This is a genomic window from Pseudomonas sp. EGD-AK9 (assembly GCF_000465935.2).
Classification (GTDB): Bacteria; Pseudomonadota; Gammaproteobacteria; order Pseudomonadales; family Pseudomonadaceae; genus Aquipseudomonas.
The window spans coordinates 1-23,882 of record NZ_AVOF01000274.1; the positions used below are offsets into that span (position 1 = coordinate 1).

The 23,882-nt window shown below is 62.0% G+C and carries 19 protein-coding genes and 2 tRNA genes; all 21 read left to right on the forward strand.

Going from position 1 to position 23,882, the window contains the following annotated elements:
• Positions 1 to 320, forward strand: a 320-nt coding sequence (locus N878_RS13575; protein ID WP_021444190.1) for an FAD-dependent oxidoreductase, incomplete at its 5' end; no start/stop codon positions are given.
• An 85-nt stretch (positions 321 to 405) separates the two neighbouring features.
• A complete protein-coding gene (locus N878_RS13580; RefSeq protein ID WP_021444191.1) occupies positions 406 to 2,631 on the forward strand; it encodes an AsmA family protein in 2,226 nt (741 codons plus the stop codon).
• On the forward strand, positions 2,628 to 3,695 hold the full coding sequence (gene mutY, locus N878_RS13585; protein WP_021444192.1) for an A/G-specific adenine glycosylase: 1,068 nt from the start codon (positions 2,628 to 2,630) through the stop codon (positions 3,693 to 3,695). Before N878_RS13580 ends, mutY begins: the two co-directional genes overlap by 4 nt.
• Positions 3,692 to 3,964 carry an oxidative damage protection protein gene (locus tag N878_RS13590; protein ID WP_004374015.1) on the forward strand — a complete coding sequence of 91 codons (273 nt, stop codon included), beginning with the start codon at positions 3,692 to 3,694 and terminating at the stop codon, positions 3,962 to 3,964. Before mutY ends, N878_RS13590 begins: the two co-directional genes overlap by 4 nt.
• 121 nt (positions 3,965 to 4,085) lie before the next feature.
• Positions 4,086 to 4,161: transfer RNA gene (locus N878_RS13595), tRNA-Phe, on the forward strand.
• 200 nt (positions 4,162 to 4,361) lie between these two features.
• A complete protein-coding gene (locus tag N878_RS13600) occupies positions 4,362 to 6,197 on the forward strand; it encodes a class I SAM-dependent DNA methyltransferase (RefSeq protein WP_021444193.1) in 1,836 nt (611 codons plus the stop codon).
• The gene (locus N878_RS13605) at positions 6,194 to 7,480 is read left to right on the forward strand and encodes a restriction endonuclease subunit S (RefSeq protein ID WP_031303161.1); all 1,287 of its coding nucleotides are present in this window, start codon (positions 6,194 to 6,196) and stop codon (positions 7,478 to 7,480) included. Before N878_RS13600 ends, N878_RS13605 begins: the two co-directional genes overlap by 4 nt.
• Positions 7,477 to 8,403 carry a DUF5655 domain-containing protein gene (locus tag N878_RS13610; protein ID WP_021444195.1) on the forward strand — a complete coding sequence of 309 codons (927 nt, stop codon included), beginning with the start codon at positions 7,477 to 7,479 and terminating at the stop codon, positions 8,401 to 8,403. Before N878_RS13605 ends, N878_RS13610 begins: the two co-directional genes overlap by 4 nt.
• A 76-nt stretch (positions 8,404 to 8,479) precedes the next feature.
• Positions 8,480 to 9,946, forward strand: coding sequence for an ATP-binding protein (locus tag N878_RS13615; protein WP_021444196.1), 1,467 nt, complete (start codon positions 8,480 to 8,482; stop codon positions 9,944 to 9,946).
• A gap of 217 nt (positions 9,947 to 10,163) precedes the next feature.
• Positions 10,164 to 13,268 carry a type I restriction endonuclease subunit R gene (locus N878_RS13620; RefSeq protein ID WP_021444197.1) on the forward strand — a complete coding sequence of 1,035 codons (3,105 nt, stop codon included), beginning with the start codon at positions 10,164 to 10,166 and terminating at the stop codon, positions 13,266 to 13,268.
• 85 nt (positions 13,269 to 13,353) lie between these two features.
• A complete protein-coding gene (locus N878_RS26850) occupies positions 13,354 to 15,360 on the forward strand; it encodes an N-6 DNA methylase (protein ID WP_082457845.1) in 2,007 nt (668 codons plus the stop codon).
• Between the two features lie 489 nt (positions 15,361 to 15,849).
• The gene (locus N878_RS13625; RefSeq protein WP_021444198.1) at positions 15,850 to 16,623 is read left to right on the forward strand and encodes an ABC transporter ATP-binding protein; all 774 of its coding nucleotides are present in this window, start codon (positions 15,850 to 15,852) and stop codon (positions 16,621 to 16,623) included.
• 15 nt (positions 16,624 to 16,638) lie between these two features.
• Positions 16,639 to 17,391: an ABC transporter substrate-binding protein gene (locus tag N878_RS13630; protein ID WP_021444199.1), complete on the forward strand. Its 753-nt coding sequence runs from the start codon at positions 16,639 to 16,641 to the stop codon at positions 17,389 to 17,391.
• 50 nt (positions 17,392 to 17,441) lie between these two features.
• Positions 17,442 to 18,137 (forward strand): ABC transporter permease, encoded by a 696-nt coding sequence (locus N878_RS13635; protein ID WP_021444200.1) that lies wholly within the window; start codon positions 17,442 to 17,444, stop codon positions 18,135 to 18,137.
• Positions 18,134 to 18,823 (forward strand): ABC transporter permease, encoded by a 690-nt coding sequence (locus N878_RS13640; RefSeq protein WP_021444201.1) that lies wholly within the window; start codon positions 18,134 to 18,136, stop codon positions 18,821 to 18,823. Before N878_RS13635 ends, N878_RS13640 begins: the two co-directional genes overlap by 4 nt.
• Before the next feature lie 81 nt (positions 18,824 to 18,904).
• On the forward strand, positions 18,905 to 20,119 hold the full coding sequence (locus tag N878_RS13645; protein WP_021444202.1) for a methyltransferase: 1,215 nt from the start codon (positions 18,905 to 18,907) through the stop codon (positions 20,117 to 20,119).
• A 292-nt stretch (positions 20,120 to 20,411) separates the two neighbouring features.
• A tRNA-Thr gene (locus tag N878_RS13650) sits at positions 20,412 to 20,487 on the forward strand.
• A gap of 135 nt (positions 20,488 to 20,622) precedes the next feature.
• Positions 20,623 to 21,684: a dTDP-glucose 4,6-dehydratase gene (gene rfbB, locus N878_RS13655; protein ID WP_021444203.1), complete on the forward strand. Its 1,062-nt coding sequence runs from the start codon at positions 20,623 to 20,625 to the stop codon at positions 21,682 to 21,684.
• Positions 21,685 to 21,840: 156 nt separating this feature from the next.
• The gene (rfbA, locus tag N878_RS13660) at positions 21,841 to 22,707 is read left to right on the forward strand and encodes a glucose-1-phosphate thymidylyltransferase RfbA (protein ID WP_021444204.1); all 867 of its coding nucleotides are present in this window, start codon (positions 21,841 to 21,843) and stop codon (positions 22,705 to 22,707) included.
• 2 nt (positions 22,708 to 22,709) lie between these two features.
• Positions 22,710 to 23,258, forward strand: a complete 549-nt coding sequence (gene rfbC / locus N878_RS13665) for a dTDP-4-dehydrorhamnose 3,5-epimerase (protein ID WP_021444205.1) — start codon at positions 22,710 to 22,712, stop codon at positions 23,256 to 23,258.
• A partial coding sequence (gene rfbD / locus N878_RS13670) for a dTDP-4-dehydrorhamnose reductase (RefSeq protein ID WP_021444206.1) occupies positions 23,255 to 23,882 on the forward strand: 628 nt, incomplete at its 3' end. The genes rfbC and rfbD, both read left to right, overlap by 4 nt.

Below are 23,882 nucleotides of genomic sequence, written 5' to 3' on the forward strand. Positions count from 1 at the left end.
TCGACCTGGCCGGCCAGCTGCGCTTCGGCCCCGACGTGCACTGGCTGGACGCCCTCGACTACCGGGTCGACGAGCGCCTGCGCGCGCCCTTCGCCGCCGCCATCGGTCGCTACTTCCCGGCGCTCGACGCCGCGCGTCTGCAACCCGGCTACGCCGGCGTGCGCGCCAAGCTCAGCGGCCCGGGGGAACCGCCCGCCGACTTCCTGATCCAAACCCCTGCCGATCACCGCCTGCCCGGCCTGGTCAATCTGTTCGGCATCGAGTCGCCGGGGCTGACCGCCAGCCTGGCCATCGCCGAGCGGGTCGCCGCGGCCCTGTAACGCTATACTCGGCGCCCATATCGACGGCCGCCCGCGCCCGACGCGCAGGCCGCCCGCAATCCGTTATCAAAACAAGGACTCGTCCATGAAAGCGCTCGGCAAGATCCTGGGTCTCTTCCTCCTCGGGCTGCTGCTGCTCATAGTGGCGCTGCTGTTCGCCCTGACCCACCTGTTCGACCCCAACGACTACAAGGACGAGATCCGCCAGCTGGCCCGCGACAAGGCCAATCTGGAGCTGCAGCTCAAGGGCGATATCGGCTGGAGCCTGTTCCCCTGGCTGGGCCTGGAGCTGACCGACGCCACCCTGGCCAGCGCCGACACCCCGGAGCAGCCCTTCGCCGACCTGCGCCTGCTCGGCCTGTCGGTGCGGGTGCTGCCGCTGCTGCGCAAGGAAGTGCAGATGAGCGACATCCGCATCGACGGCCTCAACCTCAACCTGCAGCGCGACGCCAAGGGCCGCGGCAACTGGGAAGGCATAGGCAAGCCGGCGCAGGCCAGCGCAGCGGCGCAAACGCCGAGCGAACAGCCGCCAGCCAGCGACGCCCCCAGCGAGACGAAGACCGACAAGCCCGCCGGCCAGCCGATCAAGCTGGATATCGACAGCCTGACCCTGAGCAACTCGCGCATCGACTACCACGACGCGCAGCAGGACCAGCAATTCACCCTGGAAAACATCGAGCTGAAGACCGGCGCCATCCGCGAGGGCGCGGCCATCCCGCTCAAGCTCGGCGCCTTCTTCGGCACCAACCAGCCGCTGCTGCGCGCGCGCAGCGAGCTGGAGGGCCAGCTGCGCTTCGACCGCGCGCTCAAGCGCTACCAGTTCGAAGACCTCAAGCTGGCCGGCGAAGCCTCGGGCGAGCCGCTCAAGGGCAAGACGCTGAACTTCGCCGCCCAGGGGCAGCTGCTGGTCGACCTGGCGGCCAACGTCGCCGAATGGAACGGCCTGAAACTGTCCGCCAACCAGCTGCGCGCGCTCGGCGAGCTGAAACTGCGCGAGCTGGACAAGGACGCCAAGCTGGCCGGTGGCCTGTCCATCGCCCCGCTCAACCTGCGCGAATTCCTCACCGGCATCGGCGTCGAACTGCCGGCCATGCAGGACGCCGACAGCCTCGGCCAGTTCGAACTAGCCAGCCGCCTGAGCGGCTCGACCAAGGGCGTGATGCTGGAAGAACTCAACCTCAAGCTGGACGGCAGCACCTTCACCGGCAGCCTCGGCGTGGCCGACTTCGCCCGCCAGGCGCTGCGCGCCGACCTCAAGGGCGACAAACTCGACCTCGACCGCTACCTGCCGCCGAAAGCCCAGGACAGTGCCGGCGCCGCACGCAAGGCCGAGGTCAAGGACAGCATCGCCGGCGCCGGCAAGGACGGCACCACGCCGCTGCCCAAGGCGCCGACCCAGCAGGCCTGGAGCGACGAGAAGGTGCTGCCGGTGGACCAGCTGCGCAAGCTCGACCTGCAACTGGCACTGGGCCTGGGCCAGCTGACCTACGACAAGCAGCAGTTCGAGGATGTCCGCATCAAGGCCAACGGCCGCGGCGGCCTGATCAACCTGGAAGAGGCCCGCGGCAAGCTGCAGGGCGGCAGCTTCGTCAGTACCGGTCGCATCGACGTGCGCCAGGCCGAGCCGATGCTCAGCCTGGAGCAGCGCCTCAGCCGTATGCCGCTGGAGCCGCTGCTGAAGAAGGACGGCCAGCCCTCGCCGATCAAGGGCCTGCTCGACCTCGACGCCAAGTTCAACAGCCGCGGCAACAGCCAGAAGGCCTGGATCGAAGCGCTCAACGGCAACGCCAGCTTCGTCCTCAACGACGGCGTGCTGGTCGATGCCAACCTCGAACAGCAGCTGTGCCGCGGCATCGCCACCCTCAACCGCAAGGTGCCGAGCAACCCGCCGACCGGCAAGGACACGCCGTTCCGCGAACTCAAGGGCAGTCTCAACGTGCGTGACGGCGTCGCCCACAACCCCGATCTCAAGGCGCTGGTGCCGGGCCTGGCGGTCAGCGGCAAGGGCGACCTCGACCTGCGCGTGCTCGGCCTCGACTACCAGGTCGGCATCACCCTCGAGGGCGACCAGCGCGAAATGCCCGACCCGGCCTGCCAGGTCAACGAACGCTACGTCGGCATCGAATGGCCGCTGCGCTGCCGCGGCCCGCTGGAACTGGGCGCCAAGGCCTGCCGCCTGGACCAGGATGGCCTCGGCAAGATCGCCGCGCGCCTGGCCGGCAACAAGCTGACCGAGAAGCTGGAAGAGAAGCTCGGCGACAAGGTCAGCCCGGACCTGAAAGACGCACTCAAGGGCCTGTTCAACCGATGAGCCCCGAGCAGTTCAACGGCGCCGTGCTGGCCTGGTACGACCAGCACGGGCGCAAGGATCTGCCCTGGCAGCAGAACATCACGCCCTACCGTGTCTGGGTGTCGGAAATCATGCTGCAGCAGACCCAGGTCAGCACCGTGCTCGGCTACTTCGACCGTTTTATGGCCGCGCTGCCCACGGTGCGCGACCTGGCCGAAGCGCCGGAAGACGAAGTGCTGCACCTGTGGACCGGCCTGGGCTACTACACCCGCGCGCGCAACCTGCAGAAGACCGCGCAGATCGTCATGCGCGAGCACGGCGGCGAGTTTCCCCGCAGCGTCGAGGCGCTGGCCGAGCTGCCCGGCATCGGCCGCTCCACCGCCGGCGCCATCGCCAGCCTGAGCATGGGCCTGCGCGCGCCGATCCTCGACGGCAACGTCAAGCGCGTGCTGGCGCGCTACATCGCGCAGGAGGGCTATCCCGGCGAGCCGAAGGTGGCCAAACAGCTGTGGGACGTCGCCGAGCGCCTCACCCCGCACGAACGGGTCAACCACTACACCCAGGCGATGATGGACCTGGGCGCCACCCTCTGCACCCGCAGCAAGCCCAGCTGCCTGCTGTGCCCGGTGCGCAGCGGCTGCCAGGCGCATCTGCTCGGCCTGGAAATCCGCTACCCGATAGCCAAGCCGCGCAAGGCACTGCCGCAGAAACGCACGCTGATGCCGCTGCTGGTCAACGCCGCCGGCGACATCCTGCTCTATCGCCGCCCCTCCACCGGGCTGTGGGGCGGGCTATGGAGCCTGCCGGAACTGGACGACCTCGAACAGCTCGACCGCCTCGGCCAGCAACAGCAGCTCGAGCTCGGCCGGCGCCGCGAACTGGAAGGCCTGACCCACACCTTCAGCCATTTCCAGCTGGCCATCGAACCCTGGCTGGTGCAGGTGACCGAGCAGCCGAGCCGCGTGGCCGAGGGCGACTGGCTCTGGTATAACCTCGCCACCCCGCCGCGCCTGGGCCTCGCCGCCCCGGTGAAGAAGCTGCTCAAACGCGCGGCGCAAGCCATCAATGCTGGAGAACCGACATGACCCGCACCGTGCTGTGCCGCAAATACAAACAGGAACTGCCCGGCCTGGATCGCGCGCCCTACCCCGGCCCCAAGGGCGAGGACATCTTCGCCAACGTCTCCAAGCAGGCCTGGGACGAGTGGCAGAAACACCAGACCATGCTGATCAACGAACGCCGGCTGAACATGATGAACGCCGAGGACCGCAAGTTCCTGCAGACCGAGATGGACAAGTTCCTCTCCGGCGAGGAATACGCCCAGGCCGAAGGCTACGTGCCGCCGAGCGAATGAGGATCCAGGGTGCGCACGGCGCACCCCACCCGCTACGCACCTAAGCGCCCGTAATAATTAAATATTTTTCAAACCCGCGCTTGACACTGATCCTTCAAATCCGTCTAATAGCGCCCCGTTGGCCCAGGTAGCTCAGTTGGTAGAGCAGGGGATTGAAAATCCCCGTGTCGGCGGTTCGATTCCGTCCCTGGGCACCACTGATTTAACAAGCGATGCAAGTCGCTTGAAAAAACCGGCCTCTGAGCCGGTTTTTTATTGCCTGCATTTCCTCCCTTCCGCACCGTCAGCATCCACTCGGCTGTCGCCAGCACCTCTTCCCCTCGGCATAATCCCGCAGATTCGTCCCCAGCAACGCGTTCTCGTTTTGCCAGGAAGCTGTACACAAGGATCAAGCCCCATGAACCAACAAGCCCTGTCCGCCTTTATCTGGTCGGTTGCCGACCTGCTGCGTGGTGATTACCGCCAGTCCGAATACGGCAAGGTGATCCTGCCCTTCACCGTGCTGCGCCGCCTGGACTGCGTGCTGGAGAAGACCAAGGCAGCGGTGTTGGCCGAACAGGCCGAGAAGTTGAAGCTGGTGGCCAACCCAGAGCCCTTTCTGCTGCGCAAGGCAGGGCAGAGCTTCTACAACATCTCGCCGCTGGATATGGCCAAGCTGATGGGCGACCCCGACCATATCCGCGAAAACCTCTACAGCTATATCCAGGGCTTCTCCCTGCCGGTGCGCGATATCTTCGAGCGCTTCGACTTTCTGACCCAGATCGACCGTCTGCACAAATGCGGCCTGCTCTACCAGGTGGCCGAACGCTTCGCCCAGATCGACCTGCACCCTGAAGCCGTGGACAACATGCAGATGGGCCTGGTGTTCGAGGAGCTGATTCGCAAGTTCGCGGAAATCTCCAACGAAACCGCCGGGGAGCACTTCACCCCGCGTGAAGTGATCCGCCTGATGGTCAACCTGATCTTCATCGAAGACGACGAGGTGCTGACCAACCCTGGCGTGGTGCGCAACCTGTATGACCCAACAGCGGGTACCGGCGGCATGCTGTCGATCGCCGAAGAGTACCTGGTCGAGCACAATCCCCAAGCGCGCCTCAATCTGCATGGCCAGGAGCTCAACGACGAGTCCTACGCCATCTGCAAGGCGGACATGCTGATCAAGGGCCAGGAAGTGGCCAATATCAAAGCCGGCAACACCCTTAGCGACGATGGCCATGCCGGCAAGCGCTTCGATTACATGCTGTCCAACCCGCCGTTTGGCGTGGAGTGGAAGAAGGTCGAGAAGGTCATCCGCCAGGAGCACGAGCAGCAAGGCTTCAACGGCCGTTTCGGCCCCGGCCTGCCGCGCGTTTCCGACGGCTCACTGCTGTTTCTGATGCACCTGATCGCCAAGATGCGCCCGGCCAACGAGGGCGGCAGCCGCTTTGCCATCGTGCTCAACGGCTCGCCGCTGTTTACCGGCGGTGCCGGCTCCGGCGAAAGCGAGATCCGCCGCTATGTGCTGGAGAACGATCTGGTCGAGGCGATCATCGGCCTGCCCACCGATATGTTCTACAACACCGGCATCAGCACCTATATATGGGTGCTGACCAACCGCAAGCCGGCCCAGCGCAAGGGCCTGGTGCAGTTGATCGATGCATCGAGCTTCTGGCAGAAGATGCGCAAGAGCCTCGGTTCCAAGCGCAAGGAAATGCCCGACAGCGCCATCGAAGAAATCACCCAGCTGTTCGGCCAGTGCGTCGAGGCGCGCCTCGCCACCGTGCTGGATGCCGACGGCAAGGAAGTCGCCCGGCAGATTCTGCGTGACGGCGAGGCCGAGCCCAGCATACCGGCTGGCGGCAAGGTCAAACTCGCCCCACTGTCACGCCTGCTGCCCAACCAGGCCTTCGGCTACCAGACCATCACCGTCGAACGCCCGCTACGCGATGAGCACGGCGCCATCGTTATCGGCCAGAAGGGCAAACAGAAGGGCAAACCACAGCCTGACAGCAGCCTGCGCGACACGGAAAACGTGCCGCTCGGCGAAGACGTGCAGGCCTACTTCAAACGCGAAGTGCTGCCCCACGCCCCGGACGCCTGGATCGACCACGACAAAACCAAGGTCGGCTACGAGATTCCGTTTAACCGGCATTTCTATGTATTCGAACCACCACGGCCGCTGGCCGAGATCGATGCCGAACTGAAAGGCGTGACCGACCGCATCCTGGCGATGATCGGGAGGCTGTCGGCATGAGTTTTCCGCGTTATCCCGAGTACAAAGACTCTGGAGTGGAGTGGTTGGGGAAGGTGCCGGGGCATTGGGATATTTCCGCTTTAAAACGGGTGGCATATCTACAAAGTGGCGAGTCAATAACTGCTGAAAGCATTGATACCGAAGGTCAATATCCTGTTTTTGGTGGCAATGGCTTGAGGGGGTATACCGACTCCTTTACCCATGAAGGGCACTACGCATTAATTGGCCGACAAGGCGCGCTCTGCGGAAATATCAATTACGCCAAGGGACAGTTTTGGGCATCTGAACATGCAGTAGTTGCAACACCGGTTCGATCTATAAGTACGGTGTGGCTCGGAGAGCTGATGCGGGCGATGGACCTTAACCAATACTCTGTGTCTGCGGCCCAACCTGGACTCTCGGTTGAAATCGTCTCCAATCTCCGCATACCAGTTCCTCCGCTAAGCGAGCAGAACGCAATCGCTGCGTTCCTGAGTCACGAAACTGCCAAGATCGAAGGCCTGATGGCCGAGAAGGAAAAGCTGATCGCACTGCTGAAGGAAAAGCGTCAGGCGGTGATTTCCCATGCAGTGACCAAGGGGCTCGATCCGACGGCGCCGATGAAGGACTCCGGGGTTGAATGGCTGGGCGAGGTGCCGGCGCACTGGGAAGTTTCGCAACTAAAGTACGTAGCCCGAGACGGCACGAGCATCACCTATGGCATTGTCCAAGCGGGACCTCATGTTGAAGGTGGCATTCCCTACATCAAAACGAGCGATATGTCTGGTGAATCATTACCCCTGGAGGGCTATTCAAGGACATCAAGAGAAATAGACCAGTCGTACTCACGCTCAAAGGTTTTCTTTGGTGATCTGGTAATTGCGATTCGCGCAAGTGTAGGTAAGTGCCTCCCCCTGCCAGAAGAACTGGATGGGGCAAATTTGACTCAAGGTACGGCCAAGATTTCACCGGGAGAATGTGTCGAGCGGGACTACTTGCTTAACCTAATTAACTCCACGGGCCTGCAGGTCTACTTTGACTCAATGGCCAAGGGAGCGACATTCAAGGAAATAACCTTGGATATGCTGCGACGCACGCCAGTGCTCATCCCTCCACTTGCCGAGCAACGGGACATTGCTCGATATCTCGCAACAGAGCTGAAGTCCTTCCAAAATTTGCTTCAGGAAACAGAAAAAGCTATTTCCCTACTCAAAGAACGCCGCACCGCCCTAATCTCCGCCGCCGTTACCGGCCAGATCGATGTACGCGGGCCAGTCAAGGATGAACAGGAGCAAGCCGCATGAGCGATATCCAGCTATTTCGCCTAGGCGCTAATGGCTCCGCCTGCGAACTACCCGGCCGCGCCGTGGCGGTGGAAAAGCAGCTGCAAAGCCTGATCGAGGCGCAGATGGAGTGTTTTCTCGGCGTGCGCTTTCTCGCCAGTGAATACGCCACCGGCAAGACCCATAAGGGCCGTATAGACTCCCTGGGCCTGGACGAGAACGGCTGCCCGGTCATCATCGAGTACAAGCGCCATAGCAACGAGAACGTGATCAACCAGGGCCTGTTCTACCTAGATTGGTTGCTCGACCATCAGGCCGAGTTCCGCTGGCTGGTGATGGAAAAGCTCGGCAAGCAGGCCGCCGAGCAGATCGAATGGGCCGGCACCCGACTGCTGTGCATCGCCGCCGACTTCACTCGCTACGACCAGCACGCCGTGCAGCTGATCCAGCGCAATATCGAGCTGATCCGCTACAAGCTGTTTGGCGATGACTTGTTGCTGCTGGAGCTGGTCAACTCGGTCAGCGCGGCCAGCACCCTGATCACCGCCCCAACGGCCGAGGCCGAAGTGGGCAAGCCGGCAGCAGCGAGCAAAGACAAGACCTGGCAGGAACAACTGGCGCTGGCTCCGGCGGAGATCGCCGCGCTGTTCGAGCAGACCAGCAGCTACCTGCATTCGCTCGGCGACGATGTGCAGGAAAAGCCTCTCAAGCTCTACCTAGCCTTCCGCCGGCTGAAAAATTTCGCCAGCGTGGTGATCCAGCCCAAGCGCCTGCTGCTGTTCCTCAAGCTCAACCCGGACTCGGTCGAACTGGCCGAAGGCTTTAGCCGCGATGTGCGCAGCATCGGCCACTGGGGCACCGGCGATCTGGAACTGAGCCTGCGCACCCCTGCCGATCTGGAGCGCGCCAAGCACCTGATCGAACGTAGCTATCAGGAAAACTAAGATAGGCTGCACTGTGCGTACTGGCACATGCGTAATGGATAGCGTCGATGAACACCAACAACCGCCTGGAGGCCGAATGACCCTGGATCGCGATGAAAGCTATCTGGTCGGCCTGGTGCGCGAGCTGTGCAAGCTGCCGGCGGAAACGACCTGGGTGGAGTTCAAGGAGAACAATAGCGATCCCGCCGAAATTGGCGAGTACCTGTCGGCCCTGTCCAACGCCGCCGCTCTGGATGGCAAGAGCAATGCCTACCTGCTCTGGGGCATCAGCAATAATGGCCATGAGGTGGTCGGCACCCACTTCGACCCGCACGCCGCCCGCAAGGGCAACGAAGAGCTGGAAAGCTGGTTGCTGCGCTCACTGAGCCCACGCCTGCACTTTCGCTTCCATCGCCTGATGGTCGATGACAAGTCGGTGGTCATTCTTGAAATACCCCGCGCCTCGGGGCGGCCGACTCAGTTCGAGGGGCGCGAATTTATCCGCATCGGCTCCTACAAGAAGCCGCTCAAGGATTTCCCAGATCAGGAGCGCTCCCTGTGGCGCATCTTCGACCTGACGCCCTTCGAGGCCCAGTTGGCGGCAACCCAGCTGAGCGCCAATGAAGTGCTGACGCTGCTCGACTACCCGGCGTATTTCGATCTGCGCAATTTACCGCTGCCCACCGATCAAGCCGGCATTCTGGCGCGCCTGAGCGATGAGGCCATGCTGGTGCGTAACCAGGCAAGCAGTTGGGACATCACCAACCTGGGCGCCATCCTGTTCGCCAAAGACCTTCATCGCTTCAAGAGCCTGTCGCGCAAGGCTGTGCGGGTGATCGTTTATGAGGGCAAAGGCCGCCTGAAAACCCTGCGCGAGCAGGAAGGCCATAAGGGCTATGCCTCGGGATTTCTGGGCCTGATCGATTACATCAGCGCCCTGTTGCCGCGCAACGAGGTGGTCGGCAAAGCCATCCGCAAGGACGTGCCCATGTACCCCGACCTGGCAGTACGCGAGCTGGTGGCCAATGCGCTGATCCACCAGGACTTCTCGATCACCGGAATGGGGCCAACCGTGGAGGTGTTCGCTGACCGAATGGAAATCACCAATCCAGGTGTGCCATTGGTCAGCACGGCGCGTTTTCTCGACAGCCCTCCCCGCTCGCGCAACGAATCACTGGCGTCGTTCATGCGCTTGGTAGGCATCTGTGAAGAGCGTGGTAGCGGCGTGGACAAAGTGGTCTTCGAGACAGAGCTCTACCAATTGCCGGCCCCGCGCTTCGAAACCGAGGATCATGCGACCCGCGTGATGCTGTTTGCGCACCGCGCGCTCAAGGATATGGATCGCAACGACCGTGTACACGCCTGCTACATGCACGCCTGTCTGCGCTGTGTCGAACAAGACCCCATGACCAACGCCAGCCTGCGCGAGCGCTTCGGTATCGAGGCACACAACAGTGCCATTGCCTCACGAATCATCAGGGATGCGCTGGAGGCTCAACAGATCAAACCTTACGATCCCGATCAAGGTAATCGCAACGCTCGCTATCTACCCTGGTGGGCATGAGGGTTTATTTGATCGTTAATTGACGAATTAACGTGTTCTCGCCCCGGCGGATAGCAGAGCCCAGCAAATACGGGTGCTACAGGCCGGTGGTTTATTTGATGGTTATTTGATGGATGGGCTCAATCGGAGCCCACCGGCCCTCGACTGAAGTCAGGAAGGCAAGCATCCTCCATTCAGCCTCGCGGCCAATCAGACTTAGGCAAAGGATAAGTACAGCATGAGCCTGCATAAGGAAGTGTCCTTCGAGAACGAGATCTGCGAGCACCTTGCCGCCAATGGCTGGCTGCATGCCGCAGGCGACGCGCAGGCCTATGACCGTGCGCGGGCGCTATTCCCTGCCGACCTGCTGGACTGGGTCAAGAACACTCAACCCAAGGCCTGGGAGGCGCTGAGCAAGAACCATGGCGCGGCAGCCGAGGCGGTGCTGCTTGATCGCTTGCGTAAATCCCTCGACGAGCGCGGCACTCTCGACGTGTTGCGCCAGGGCATTGAGTTGCTGGGGCTGCGTCAGCCGCTGCAACTGGCGCAGTTCAAGCCGGCACTGAGCATGAACCCGGAATTGACCGCCAGGTACGCGGCCAATCGCCTGCGCGTGGTACGCCAGGTGCGCTACTCGCTGGCCTGCGAGAACTCCATCGATCTGGTGCTGTTCCTTAACGGCATCCCGGTCGCGACCTGCGAGCTGAAAACCGATTTCACCCAGTCGGTGCAGGATGCAGTGGATCAATATCGCTTCGACCGCGAGCCAAAGCCCAAGGGCCGGACAGAGCCATTGCTGAGTTTCCCAGCAGGTGCGCTGGTGCACTTCGCCGTGAGCAACCGCGAAGTGCAGATGACCACCCGTCTGGAGGGCGCGGCAACGCGCTTTCTGCCGTTCAACCTGGGTAACGACGGCGGTGCAGGCAACCCGCTCAACCCAGATGGCCATGCCACGGCCTACCTCTGGCAACAGGTGTGGCAACGCGATAGCTGGCTGGAGATCATCGCCCGCTACCTGGTGGCGCAAAAGGACAAGAAGAAGCAGCTCAAGTCGATCATTTTCCCGCGCTATCACCAGCTCGATGCCACGCGCAAACTGGTGGCCAAGGTGCTGGAGGAAGGGCCAGGCGGCAAGTTCCTGATTCAACACTCGGCCGGCTCCGGCAAGACCAACTCGATTGCCTGGGCCGCGCACTTCCTCGCGGACCTGCATGCTGCCGAGCAGCACAAGCTGTTCCAGTCGGTGCTGGTGGTGTCTGACCGTACGGTGTTGGATGCACAGCTGCAGGAGGCGATTTTCAGCTTCGAGCGCACCACTGGGGTGGTGGCGACCATCACTGGTGAGTCGGCGAGCAAGAGCGGTGAGCTGGCCAAGGCGCTGGCCGGCGGCAAGAAGATCGTGGTGTGCACCATCCAGACCTTCCCCTTTGCATTGAAGGCGGTGCAAGAGCTAGCGGCCACCGAGGGCAAGCGCTTTGCGGTGATCGCCGATGAGGCGCACTCGTCGCAGACCGGCGAGGCCGCATCCAAGCTCAAGCAGGTGCTGTCCATCGAGGAGTTGCAAGAGCTGGCCGATGGCGGCGAAGCGAGTACCGAGGACATTCTGGCGGCGCAGATGAGCGCACGCTCCGCCGAGAGCGGCATCACCTACGTAGCCTTTACCGCCACGCCCAAGGCCAAGACCCTGGAGCTGTTCGGCCGACGGCCAAACCCTGAACTGCCTGCATCGAGCAGCAACCTGCCGGCGCCGTTTCATGTGTACTCCATGCGCCAGGCTATCGAGGAGGGCTTTATCCTCGACGTGCTGCAAAACTACACGGCGTACAAGACCGCCTTCAAGCTGGCGCACAACGGTGAAGAGCTGAGCGACGCCGAGGTGGAGCGCAGCCAGGCACTGAAAGGCATCATGCGCTGGGTGAAGCTGCACCCCTACAACATCGCGCAGAAAGTGCAGGTGGTCATCGAGCACTTCCGCGAAAACGTGCAGCCGCTACTGGAGGGCAAAGCCAAAGCCATGGTGGTGGTCTCCAGCCGCCAGGAGGCGGTGCGCTGGCAGTTGGCAATCGACCAGTACGTAAAGCGCCAGGGCTATCCGATCGGCACCTTGGTGGCATTCTCCGGCGAAGTAAATGACCCCGAGTCTGGCCCTGACCCCTTCACTGAAACCAGCCAGGCGCTGAACCCGCACCTGCGTGGCCGCGATATCCGCGAAGCGTTCAGCGGCGACGAGTACCAGATTCTGCTGGTGGCTAACAAATTCCAGACCGGCTTCGACCAACCGCTGCTCTGTGGCATGTACGTGGACAAGAAGCTGGGCGGCATTCAGGCCGTGCAAACGCTATCGCGACTAAACCGCGCATATCCAAAGAAAGACACAACCTACGTGCTGGACTTCGTCAACGAGCCGGACGAGATCCTCACAGCGTTCAAGGCCTACTACAGCACCGCCGAGCTGGAAGACGTGACCGACCCGCACCTGGTCTACGACCTGCGCACCAAGCTGGACAGCGCTGGGCACTACGATCAGTTCGAGGTCGAGCGGGTGGTAACGGTGCTACTCAATCCAGCGGCACGTCAGAGCGAGCTGAGTGCGGCTCTGGAGCCAGTGGCCAACCGCCTGCTGGTGCGTTACCGCATCGCGCAAGATGAGTTGCGGGCAGCCGAAGCGAACGGCGATGGTGAGGCGGTGAAAGCGGCCAAGGATGAAATGGATGCGTTGGTGCTGTTCAAGCGCGACATGGGTAGCTTCCAGCGCCTGTATGCCTTCCTCTCGCAGATCTTCGACTACGGCAATACCGATATTGAGAAACGTCAGCTGTTCTTCAAGCACCTGCTGCCGCTGATCGAGTTCGGCCGGGAGCGCGAAGGAGTGGATCTGTCTCGCCTGGAACTGGTGCGCTACAAGCTGAAAGACAAGGGCACCCGCGACCTACCGCTGGTAAACGGCGAATACCCGAAACTGCCACCGATGAGCGCTACCGGTAGCGGCCAGGTGCAGGAGAAGGAAAAGCTCTACCTCAGCCAGATCGTCGAGAAGGTCAACGAGCTGTTCGGCGCAGACACAACCGATGGCGACAAGCTGTCCTGGCTCAACAGCCAGCGTGAGAAGCTGCTGGAATCCGAGGTACTGGCACAGCAGGCGGCGAACAACACCAAAGAACAATTCGCCAGCTCACCCGACCTGACACGGGTGTTTATTGATGCGCTGATAGATAGCCATTCGGCGCAAAGCAATTTGAGTTTGCAGGCACTGAACTCGGAGCAGATTCAGCGCGAGGTGATCAACTTGCTGCTGGGGCCGGCACGGCTTTACGAGGCATTGCGCGGGCAAGCTAATACTTGAACGCAGCATGAGGCAAAAGCGCCCACAGCAACTGCCTTAAAAATCAGCCCCAGACTTAGCTCAGCAGAATTAGAGGGAGACCATAATGACTCATAGCGAGTCGTACGACGACCGTTCGGCGGCCATAAACACGGCACTCATGCGTTGTGCAAACATATTACGCGGCGCCATGCCTCACGTCGATTACAAAGACATCTTACTCCCCCTACTTATATTTAAAAGAATCTCTGACACATACCATGACGAGATAGCAAAAAACGAGTTAACCGATCTCGAAATACCGCATCGCTACACAATACCTACGGACTGCTCCTGGCACGAAATACTAAGCACAAGATACAACATAAGCGAAAAACTAGAATCCACATTAATCGCAATAGAAACTGCAAATCCTCAGCTAGAAGGAATATTAGTAGACAGGCGCTCACGCCTCCTAATCGAAGACAAATATCTTCAAGAGGTGCTATCCACATTAAGCCAACTATCACTTGGCATTTTCCACATATCGCATGAAGAAATGGGCCATATATTTACGGCCGCACTAGAAGTCCTGGCGAGAAACGATGGCAAGAGAGGCAGTGACTACTTAACACCTTCCACAGTATCACTGCTCCTAGCAAAGCTAGTAACGCAGGGCAGAGAAGAAATCATCAGTGTGTATGATCCCGCCTGTGGCTCTGCAGGATTGCTGCTAGCAGTCTCCGAGCAACGATTTATTATTAAAGAATTAGCCGGCCAAGATATCAACGCAAGCACACTCAGGCTTGCCCGTATGAACATGTTAATGCACGGAAAAAATCTTAGCCTCGTAAACCTACAACTCGGAAATGTTCTAGAGGATCCCAAGCACTTAGGCCAACGCTTCGAAGTAGTGCTTTCTGCCCCGCCATTTGGCACAAGCTGGGAGCCCTCACGCTCATACAGCAAACAAATGTTACTCCACGATTACGGCCCCGAACCGACACGATCAAAAGCTGATTTTGCTTTTGTGCAGCACATGCTTCGACAGCTTGCAGATGACGGAACTATGGCAGTTGTACTGCCTCTAGGAGTGCTCTCTCGTGGTAATTCAGAACAAAAAATTCGTAAGTATCTAATACAAGAGCTGAATTGCCTGGACACTGTCATAGGCCTCCCTCCAAACCTTTTTTATGGCACAGCCATTCCAGCATGCATTCTTATTTTCAAGAAGCAAAGACAACACACTGATAACATTCTTTTTATTGACGCCAGCAACCAATATGGAAAAGAACGCTGGTACAACTACTTCCGCAATCAAGATCTAGAAAATATCTTAACCACGGCAACAGAACGCAAAAGCATCGAACTTTACTCAGAAGTAGTACCCCTAGACAGCATACGCAAAAATAACTTTGACCTTGATATACAACGGTATGTTGATGAATACCGAAAAGAAACCATTCACAGCTTTGTAGATTTCCACAACCTAGTTGAAAGGCATCTGGGCGAAAATGTAGTATTTCGCGGAGTAAAAGACTCTAGGTACGAAATAACCCCATCAATTGGGCGCCTACCTATAGACAGCACAAGAATTGAACACGCCGAAGAGATTATATTCAAGCAATTCAAAGAACAGGCGCTGCCGCACCTAAATTTCACACCAAGAAATGATTGGGAGTGGCTAGCACTCGCTCAGCATCATGGTTTACCAACACGCCTCTTGGATTGGACAGTCAACCCCCTCATAGCCTTATATTTTGCAGTAGAAGAGGATTGCAACTGCGACTCAGCGGTGTACATATATGTAGATGACCAGCCACCAGTTAACTTAGAACTGAGCGAGTACGCAAACCCCCTACTTTTTCCAAGCGACCAGCCCGTACTTCGTTATACACCAGCGCATTTAACACCTAGAATTATTGCGCAGAGCGGGCTGTTCACAATCCATCAAAACGTCACGCAAGGCTTTACGTCTGAACAGATTTACAAAATCGTAATCCCCAAAAAGATAAGAAAAAAATTGAAGCAACAACTCTATCGCTATGGTATTCATCGGGGCACCATTTACCCCGGCCTTGATGGAACGAGCGCACATATAAAATGGCTTAGCTGTCAAACCAATGAAGAGTAAACAGCACGTCCCGCCTAGCCAAAGCCTACCCACTCAAGGAAGAAGGTTGCCGTGCCAAGCAGGCCCGCATAACATTCACAAGCTGACTGGGAAGCCCTGGGAGCTTTGAGGCAGAATATGCCCTGAGCGACAGGTACTTTGGTTTTTAGGGGCATTTTTAGGGGCATGGAAAGAACCGCTCCGCAACGCACGCCAGCAATTACGGGGCACGCGGCCAGTGGTTCGATTCCGTCCCTGGCACCATGAATAGCAAACGAAGAGCCTCAGCCCTGTGCTGGGGCTTTTTGCTTTCTGCCTCCGGCGATTTCCCCGCGCCATTGTTTCGCCTGCGCGACAAGCAGCTGCAGCCAGGCGACACCCCGCCCCTGGAGCAAGCCATAGGCCAGCAAACGGCTTGGCGGTCACGGAAACGCTATGCTAGCTTGGCCGCCAGCCAGGACGGCCCGCTGCACGCCGGAGCGCTTTCGAAGAAGAAGAGGATCACACCCCATGGCCGAGGCGACGCCCGCGCTGGAAATCCGCAACCTGCACAAACGCTACGGCGACCTCGAAGTGCTCAAGGGCATTTCCCTGACGGCCAAAGACGGCGACGTCATCTCCATTCTCGGCTCCTCCGGCTCCGGCAAGTCCACCTTCCTGCGCTGCATCAACCTGCTGGAAAACCCGCACCAGGGACAGATCTTCGTCGCCGGCGAGGAGCTCAAGCTCAAGACCGCGAAGAACGGCGACCTGGTCGCCGCCGACAACCGGCAGATCAATCGCCTGCGCAGCGAGATCGGTTTCGTCTTCCAGAATTTCAACCTGTGGCCGCACATGAGCGTGCTCGACAACATCATCGAGGCGCCGCGCCGCGTGCTCGGCCAGAGCAAGGCCGAGGCCATCGAGGTGGCCGAGGCGCTGCTGGCCAAGGTCGGCATCGCCGACAAGCGTCACGTCTACCCCAACCAGCTCTCCGGCGGCCAGCAGCAGCGCGCGGCCATCGCCCGCACCCTGGCCATGCAGCCGAAGGTGATCCTGTTCGACGAGCCCACCTCGGCGCTGGACCCGGAGATGGTACAAGAAGTGCTTAACGTGATCCGCGCGCTTGCCGAGGAGGGCCGCACCATGTTGCTGGTCACCCACGAAATGAGCTTCGCCCGCCAGGTGTCCAGCGAGGTGGTGTTCCTCCACCAGGGCCTGGTCGAAGAACAGGGGCCACCGGCCCAGGTATTTGACAACCCGCTATCGGCACGCTGTAAACAATTCATGTCCAGCAATCGCTAACACGGAGCAACATGCATGCAGAACTATAAGAAGATCCTGCTGGCCGCGGCCGCCACCCTGGCCTTCGGCACCAGCGCAGTCGCCGCCGACAAGCTGAAACTCGGCACCGAAGGCGCCTACCCGCCCTTCAACCTGATCGACGCCAGCGGCAAGGTCACCGGCTTCGACGTGGAAATCGGCCAGGCGCTGTGCGCCAAGATGCAGGCTGAGTGCGAGGTGGTCACCTCCGACTGGGACGGCATCATCCCGGCCCTCAACGCCAAGAAGTTCGACTTCCTGATCGCTTCGATGTCGATCACCGAGGAGCGCAAGGCGGCGGTGGACTTCACCGAGCCCTACTACACCAACAAGCTGCAGTTCATCGCGCCCAAGTCGGCCGACTTCAAGACCGACGAAGCCAGCCTCAAGGGCAAGGTGATCGGCGCGCAGCGCGCCACCATCGCCGGCACCTGGCTGGAGGACAACCTGGGCAAGGTGGTCGACATCAAGCTCTACGACACCCAGGAAAACGCCTACCTCGACCTGGCCTCCGGTCGCCTCGACGGCGTGCTGGCCGACACCTTCGTCAACTGGGAATGGCTCAAGAGCGACGCCGGCAAGGACTTCGAGTTCAAGGGCGACCCGGTATTCGACAACGACAAGATCGGCATCGCCGTGCGCAAGGGCGACCCGCTGCGCGAGAAGCTGAACACCGCGCTGCAGGCCATCATCGCAGACGGCACCTACAAGCGGATCAACGACAAGTACTTCCCGTTCAGCATCTACTGACCTGACGGCACCGCGTCGCCACCCGGCGGCGCGGCTACCCGAGCCCTCCGATGATTTTCGATCTCCACGGATTCGGCCCCGCCCTGGCCGCCGGCACCCTGATGACCATCCAACTGGCGCTCTCCGCGCTGGCGGTGGGCCTGGTGCTCGGCCTGCTCGGCGCGCTGGCCAAGACTTCGCCGTACAAGCCGCTGCAGTGGCTCGGCGGCAGCTACTCGACCATAGTCCGCGGCGTGCCCGAGCTGCTCTGGGTGCTGCTGATCTACTTCGGCACGGTCAACCTGATGCGCAGCCTGGCCGACCTGCTCGGCATCGAGAGCCTGGAGCTCTCCGCCTTCGCTGCCGGCACCATCGCCCTCGGCCTGTGCTTCGGCGCCTACGCCACCGAGGTGTTCCGCGGCGCCATCCTGGCCATCCCCAAGGGCCACCGCGAAGCCGGCCTGGCCCTCGGCATGTCCAAGGGACGCATCCTCTGGAAGCTGATCCTGCCGCAGATGTGGCGCATCGCCCTGCCCGGCCTGGGCAACCTGTTCATGATCCTGATGAAGGACACCGCGCTGGTGTCGGTGATCGGCCTGGAAGAGATCATGCGCCGCTCGCAGATCGCCGTGACCGCCAGCAAGGAGCCCTTCACCTTCTATATGGTCGCCGCCTTCATCTACCTGGGCCTGACCGTTCTCGCCATGATCGGCCTGCATTTCCTCGAGAAGCGCGCCAGCCGCGGCTTCGTCCGGAGCGCCTCATGAACTGGGAAGTCATCATCAAATGGCTGCCGCGCCTGTCCGAAGGCGCGCTGCTGACCCTGGAGCTGGTGGCCATCGCCGTCATCGCCGGCCTGATCCTCGCCCTGCCCATGGGCATCGCCCGCGCCTCCAAGCACTGGTACGTGCGCGCCCTGCCCTACGGCTACATCTTCTTCTTCCGCGGCACGCCGCTGCTGGTGCAGCTGTTTCTGGTCTACTACGGCCTGGCCCAGTTCGACGCCGTGCGCCAGGGCCCGCTCTGGCCCTACCTGCGCGACCCCTACTGGTGCGCGATCATCACCATGACCCTGCACACCGCCGCCTATATCGCCGAGATCCTGCGCGGCGCCATCCAGGCGGTGCCGCCGGGCGAAGTGGAGGCGGCGCGCGCGCTGGGCATGTCGCGGGCCAAGACCATGCTCTACATCGTCCTGCCGCGCGCCGCACGCATTGGCCTGCCGGCCTACAGCAACGAGGTGATCCTGATGCTCAAGGCCAGCGCCCTGGCCAGCACCGTGACCCTGCTGGAGCTGACCGGCATGGCGCGCACCATCATCGCGCGCACCTACCTGCCGGTGGAGATCTTCTTCGCCGCCGGCCTGTTCTACCTGGCCATCGCCTTCGTCCTGGTACGCGCCTTCCGCCTGCTGGAACGCTGGCTGCGCGTCGACGCCTGCCAGGGCCGCTGAGCAGCGCCGGGCCGTCGCCCCTCGACGGCCCGCCGCGCAAAACCTAGAATCCGCGGCTCCCGGTTCCGCCCGCCGCGTACCATGACCGAGCCCATCCTCTCCGCCGAGCAGCTGCTCGCCCGCTTCCAGGCGCTGGACGTCTTTCTCGTCCGCCACCAGGCGCTGTGGCGGCCCAAGCCCTTCGTCCAGCGGCAACTGCCCTGGGAACGCGAACTGCCGCAGCTGGCCGCCTGGCTGCGCGCACGCACGCTGCAGCAGGCCGAGGCCAGCCACGGCAGGCCCTGGGAGCTGGACGCACCGGCGCCCTTCGCCGAACTCGCGACCCAGGCCAAGGCGCTCGCCGCATTGGGCGAACTGCCGCAGACGGCAATCGACGCGCGCCCGGCCCGCCTCGCCGTGGACGTCCCCGGACGCAAGCTGCAGCAGATCCAGGCCTTCGCCAGCCGCCTGCAGTTCGCCACACCGGCCGGCCACTGGCTCGACTGGTGCGCGGGCAAGGGCCACCTGGGGCGCTGGCTGGCGCATGAGGGGCAACGCCTGACCTGCCTGGAATACGATCCCGCGCTGGTGGCATCCGGCGCCGCCCTGAGCCACCGCCAGGGCCTGGACGCCCGCCATCTGCAGCAGGACGTGCTCGCCACCGGCGCCGCCGGGCACCTGCTGGCCGAGCATACGCCGGTGGCCCTGCACGCCTGCGGTGACCTGCACGTGCGCCTGCTGCAGCTGGCCAGTGCGCGCGGCTGCCGGCAACTGGCGGTGGCGCCCTGCTGCTATAACCGCATCGCCACGCCGCACTACCAGCCGCTGTCCACGGCTGCCCAGGGCTCGTCCCTGCAGCTGTCGCGCGACGACCTCGGCCTGCCGCTGAGCGAAACCGTCACCGCCGGCGCCCGCGTGCGCCGCCAGCGCGACCAGTCGATGGCCTGGCGCCTGGCCTTCGACCTGCTGCAGCGCCAGTTGCGCGGCGTCGATCAATACCTGCCCACCCCGCCGCTGGCCGCCGACTGGCTGGCCAAGCCCTTCGCCCGCTTCTGCCACGACCTCGCCGCCCTGCGCGGCGTGCCGACTCCCGGCGCACAGGACTGGGCCGAACTGGAAGCCCGCGGCTGGCAGCGCCTGGCCGAGGTGCGCAACCTGGAACTGTTGCGCCACCTGTTCCGCCGCCCACTGGAACTCTGGCTGCTGCTCGACCGCGCCCTGTATCTGCAGGAGCAGGGCTATGCGGTTCGACTGGGCAGCTTCTGCGACTACCGGCTGAGCCCGCGCAACCTGCTGCTGCTGGCCGAGCGTGCCTGAGTTGCTCACAGAAGCTGTGGATAACTCTGTTGATGCTTTCTGGGCAAATGCCGCAAGCGCCCTGCCGAATGGCCTCGGAAACGACTGATCATTTTTTGACCAGTATTTTTAGCCTAGTAAAAACAATAACTTGCATAAATCCGTGACGCACCGCACAGAGACCGTGCACGAGCGTATCAAGTGCATTGCCATTGTGCATAAGCAAAACCCTGCTGATAGCCGAGCCCGCAACCAAGCGCCCCGCACAAGCTTTACTCGCCCTTGCGAATGGATATAATGGCGGCCCTTCTGCGCCGGTATAGCTCAGCTGGTAGAGCAACTGACTTGTAATCAGTAGGTCCCGGGTTCGACTCCTGGTGCCGGCACCACTTACTATCCAAGGCCTGCATCAATGCAGGCCTTTTTCATTTTCGTAGCGCCCGATCTTCTATAGCTTGCTCGTTACGCTCCCCCGGTTCCGCGAGCGCTTATAGCGAAAGGCTGCTTAACGAGAGGACGAGGACATGCGCATCCTGATCACCGGCGGCGCCGGCTTTATCGGCTCGGCTCTGATCCGTCATCTGCTGCAGCACACCGAGCACCAGGTGCTCAATCTCGACAAGCTGACCTATGCCGGCAACCTGGAGTCGCTCGCCGAAGTGGCCGCCAGCCCGCGCTACCGCTTCGTCCAGGCCGATATCGCCGACAGCGCGCAGGTGGCGCAGACCCTGGCCGAATTCCAGCCGGACGCCATCATGCACCTGGCCGCCGAATCCCACGTCGACCGCTCCATCGACGGCCCCGCCGCCTTTATCCAGACCAATATCGTCGGCACCTACGCCCTGCTGGAAAGCACCCGCGCCTACTGGCTCGGCCTGAACGAGGAGCGCAAGGCGGCCTTCCGTTTCCACCATATTTCCACCGACGAGGTCTACGGCGACCTGCACGGCGTCGACGAGCTGTTCGTCGAAACCACCCCCTACGCGCCCAGCTCGCCCTATTCGGCGAGCAAGGCGGCCTCCGATCACCTGGTACGCGCCTGGCAGCGCACCTACGGCCTGCCGGTGCTGATCACCAACTGCTCGAACAACTACGGCCCCTACCATTTCCCCGAGAAGCTGATCCCGCTGATGATCCTCAATGCCCTGGCGGGCAAGCCGCTGCCGGTGTACGGCAACGGCCAGCAGGTGCGCGACTGGCTCTATGTCGAGGATCACGCGCGGGCGCTGCTCAAGGTGGTCTGCGAAGGCGAGGTGGGCGAGACCTACAATATCGGCGGGCATAACGAGCAGAAGAATCTCGATGTGGTGCGCGCCATCTGCGCACTGCTGGAGGAGCTGGCGCCGCGCAAGCCGTCCGGCGTGACGCGCTATGAAGACCTGATCACCTACGTGCAGGACCGCCCGGGCCATGACCTGCGCTATGCCATCGACGCCGGCAAGATCGAACGCGAGTTGGGCTGGGTACCACAGGAAACCTTCGAGAGCGGGCTGCGCAAGACGGTGCAGTGGTATCTGCACAACCTCGACTGGTGCCGCCGCGTGCAGGATGGCAGTTATCAGGGCGAGCGACTCGGCGCACTTTAAGGAGCCTGTTGATGATCTGCTGCGCGTCGGCCCTGCTGCGTTAAAAACAGGCTCAGAATGCTCATTTACAACTCGTAAACTCCGCTTCCTCGCCTGTTTTTGCCTTGCATGGCTCTAGCTCGCGAGATCCTAAACAGGCTCCAAGGAGCAGGAACAATGAAAGGCATCATCCTCGCCGGCGGTTCCGGCACCCGGCTGCACCCCATCACCCTCGGCGTGTCCAAGCAGCTGCTGCCGATCTACGACAAGCCGATGATCTACTACCCGCTGTCGGTGCTGATGCTCGCCGGCATCCGCGAGATCCTGATCATCTCCACCCCGGAAGACCTGCCCAACTTCCAGAAGATGCTCGGCGACGGCAGCCCGTTCGGCGTCCGCCTGCAGTATGCCGAGCAGCCCTCGCCGGACGGCCTGGCCCAGGCCTTCCTGATCGGCGAATCCTTTATCGGCGATGATTCGGTGTGCCTGATCCTCGGCGACAATATCTTCCACGGCCAGCACTTCACCGAGATGCTGCTGCGCGCCGCCAGCCATGGCAGCGGCGCCACGGTGTTCGGCTACTGGGTCAGCGACCCCGAGCGCTTCGGCGTGGTGGAGTTCGACGCCGCCGGCAACGCCCTGTCGATCGAGGAGAAGCCGAGCCAGCCGAAGTCCAGCTACGCGGTCACCGGTCTGTACTTCTACGACAACGACGTGGTGCGCATCGCCAAGGCGGTCAAGCCCTCGCCGCGCGGCGAACTGGAGATCACCGACGTCAACAACGCCTACCTGGCGCGCGGCGACCTGCGCGTGGAGCGCTTCGGCCGCGGCTTCGCCTGGCTCGACACCGGCACCCACGACAGCCTGCTGGAGGCCTCGCAGTACGTGCAGACCATCGAGCACCGCCAGGGGCTGAAGGTCGCCTGCCTGGAGGAGATCGCCTACCAGCACGGCTGGATTGACCGCGAGCAGTTGCTGCGGCGCGCCAAGGCCTTCGGCAAGACCGGTTACGGCCAGTACCTGTACAAGCTGGCGGAGGAATGAGCATGCACGTGATCCAGACCCGTCTGCCCGAGGTGTTGATCCTCGAGCCCCAGGTGTTCGGCGACGAGCGCGGCTTCTTCTACGAGAGCTTCAATGCCCGCCGTTTCGCCGAGGCCACCGGGGTGAGCCGCGACTTCGTCCAGGACAACCATTCGCGCTCGGCGCGCGGTGTGCTGCGCGGCCTGCACTACCAGCTGCAGCAGGCCCAGGGCAAGCTGGTGCGGGTCAGCGCCGGCGAGGTCTACGACGTGGCGGTGGACCTGCGCCGCAGTTCGCCGACCTTCGGCCAGTGGGTCGGCGTGCACCTGTCGGCCGAGAACAAGCGCCAGCTGTGGGTGCCGGAAGGTTTCGCCCACGGCTTCCTGGTGCTCAGCGAGTATGCCGAGTTCCTCTACAAGACCACCGACTACTACGCCCCAGCCCATGAGCGCTGCATCCGCTGGGACGATGCCAGCCTGGCCATCGACTGGCCGCTGGATGACCTCACCCCGCAACTGTCGGCCAAGGACCAGCAGGGCCTGAGCCTGCAGGACGCCGAGACCTTCCCATGAAGATCCTGATCAGCGGCCACACCGGCCAGGTCGCCCGCGAACTGCAACTGGCCCTGCAGGGGCATGAACTGCTCAGCCTGGGTCGCCAGGCCTTCGACCTGGCCCGCCCGGCCAGCCTGCGCGAGATCATCCTGCGCGAGCGCCCGCAGCTGCTGATCAACGCCGCCGCCCATACCGCGGTGGATCAGGCCGAGCAGGAGCGCGAGCTGGCCTTCGCCATCAACGCCGAGGCCCCTGGCGTCATGGCGCAGGCTTGCGCCGAGCTGGGTATACCGCTGCTGCACTACTCCACCGACTACGTGTTCGACGGCAGCAAAGACGCGCCCTACGTCGAGAACGATGCGCCCAATCCGCTGGGGGTGTACGGCGCCAGCAAGCTGGCCGGCGAACGGGCGGTGGCGGCCAGCGGCTGCGACCACCTGATCCTGCGCACCAGCTGGGTCTACTCGCGGCACGGCAAGAACTTCCTGCTGACCATGCAGCGCCTGCTGCAGGAGCGCGACCAGCTCAAGGTGGTGGACGATCAGATCGGCGCGCCGACCTGGGCCGGCAGCATCGCCGCCGCTACCGCCGAGCTGATCGCGGCCTGGCAGGCGGGCAACCGCCACTGGGGCACCTACCACC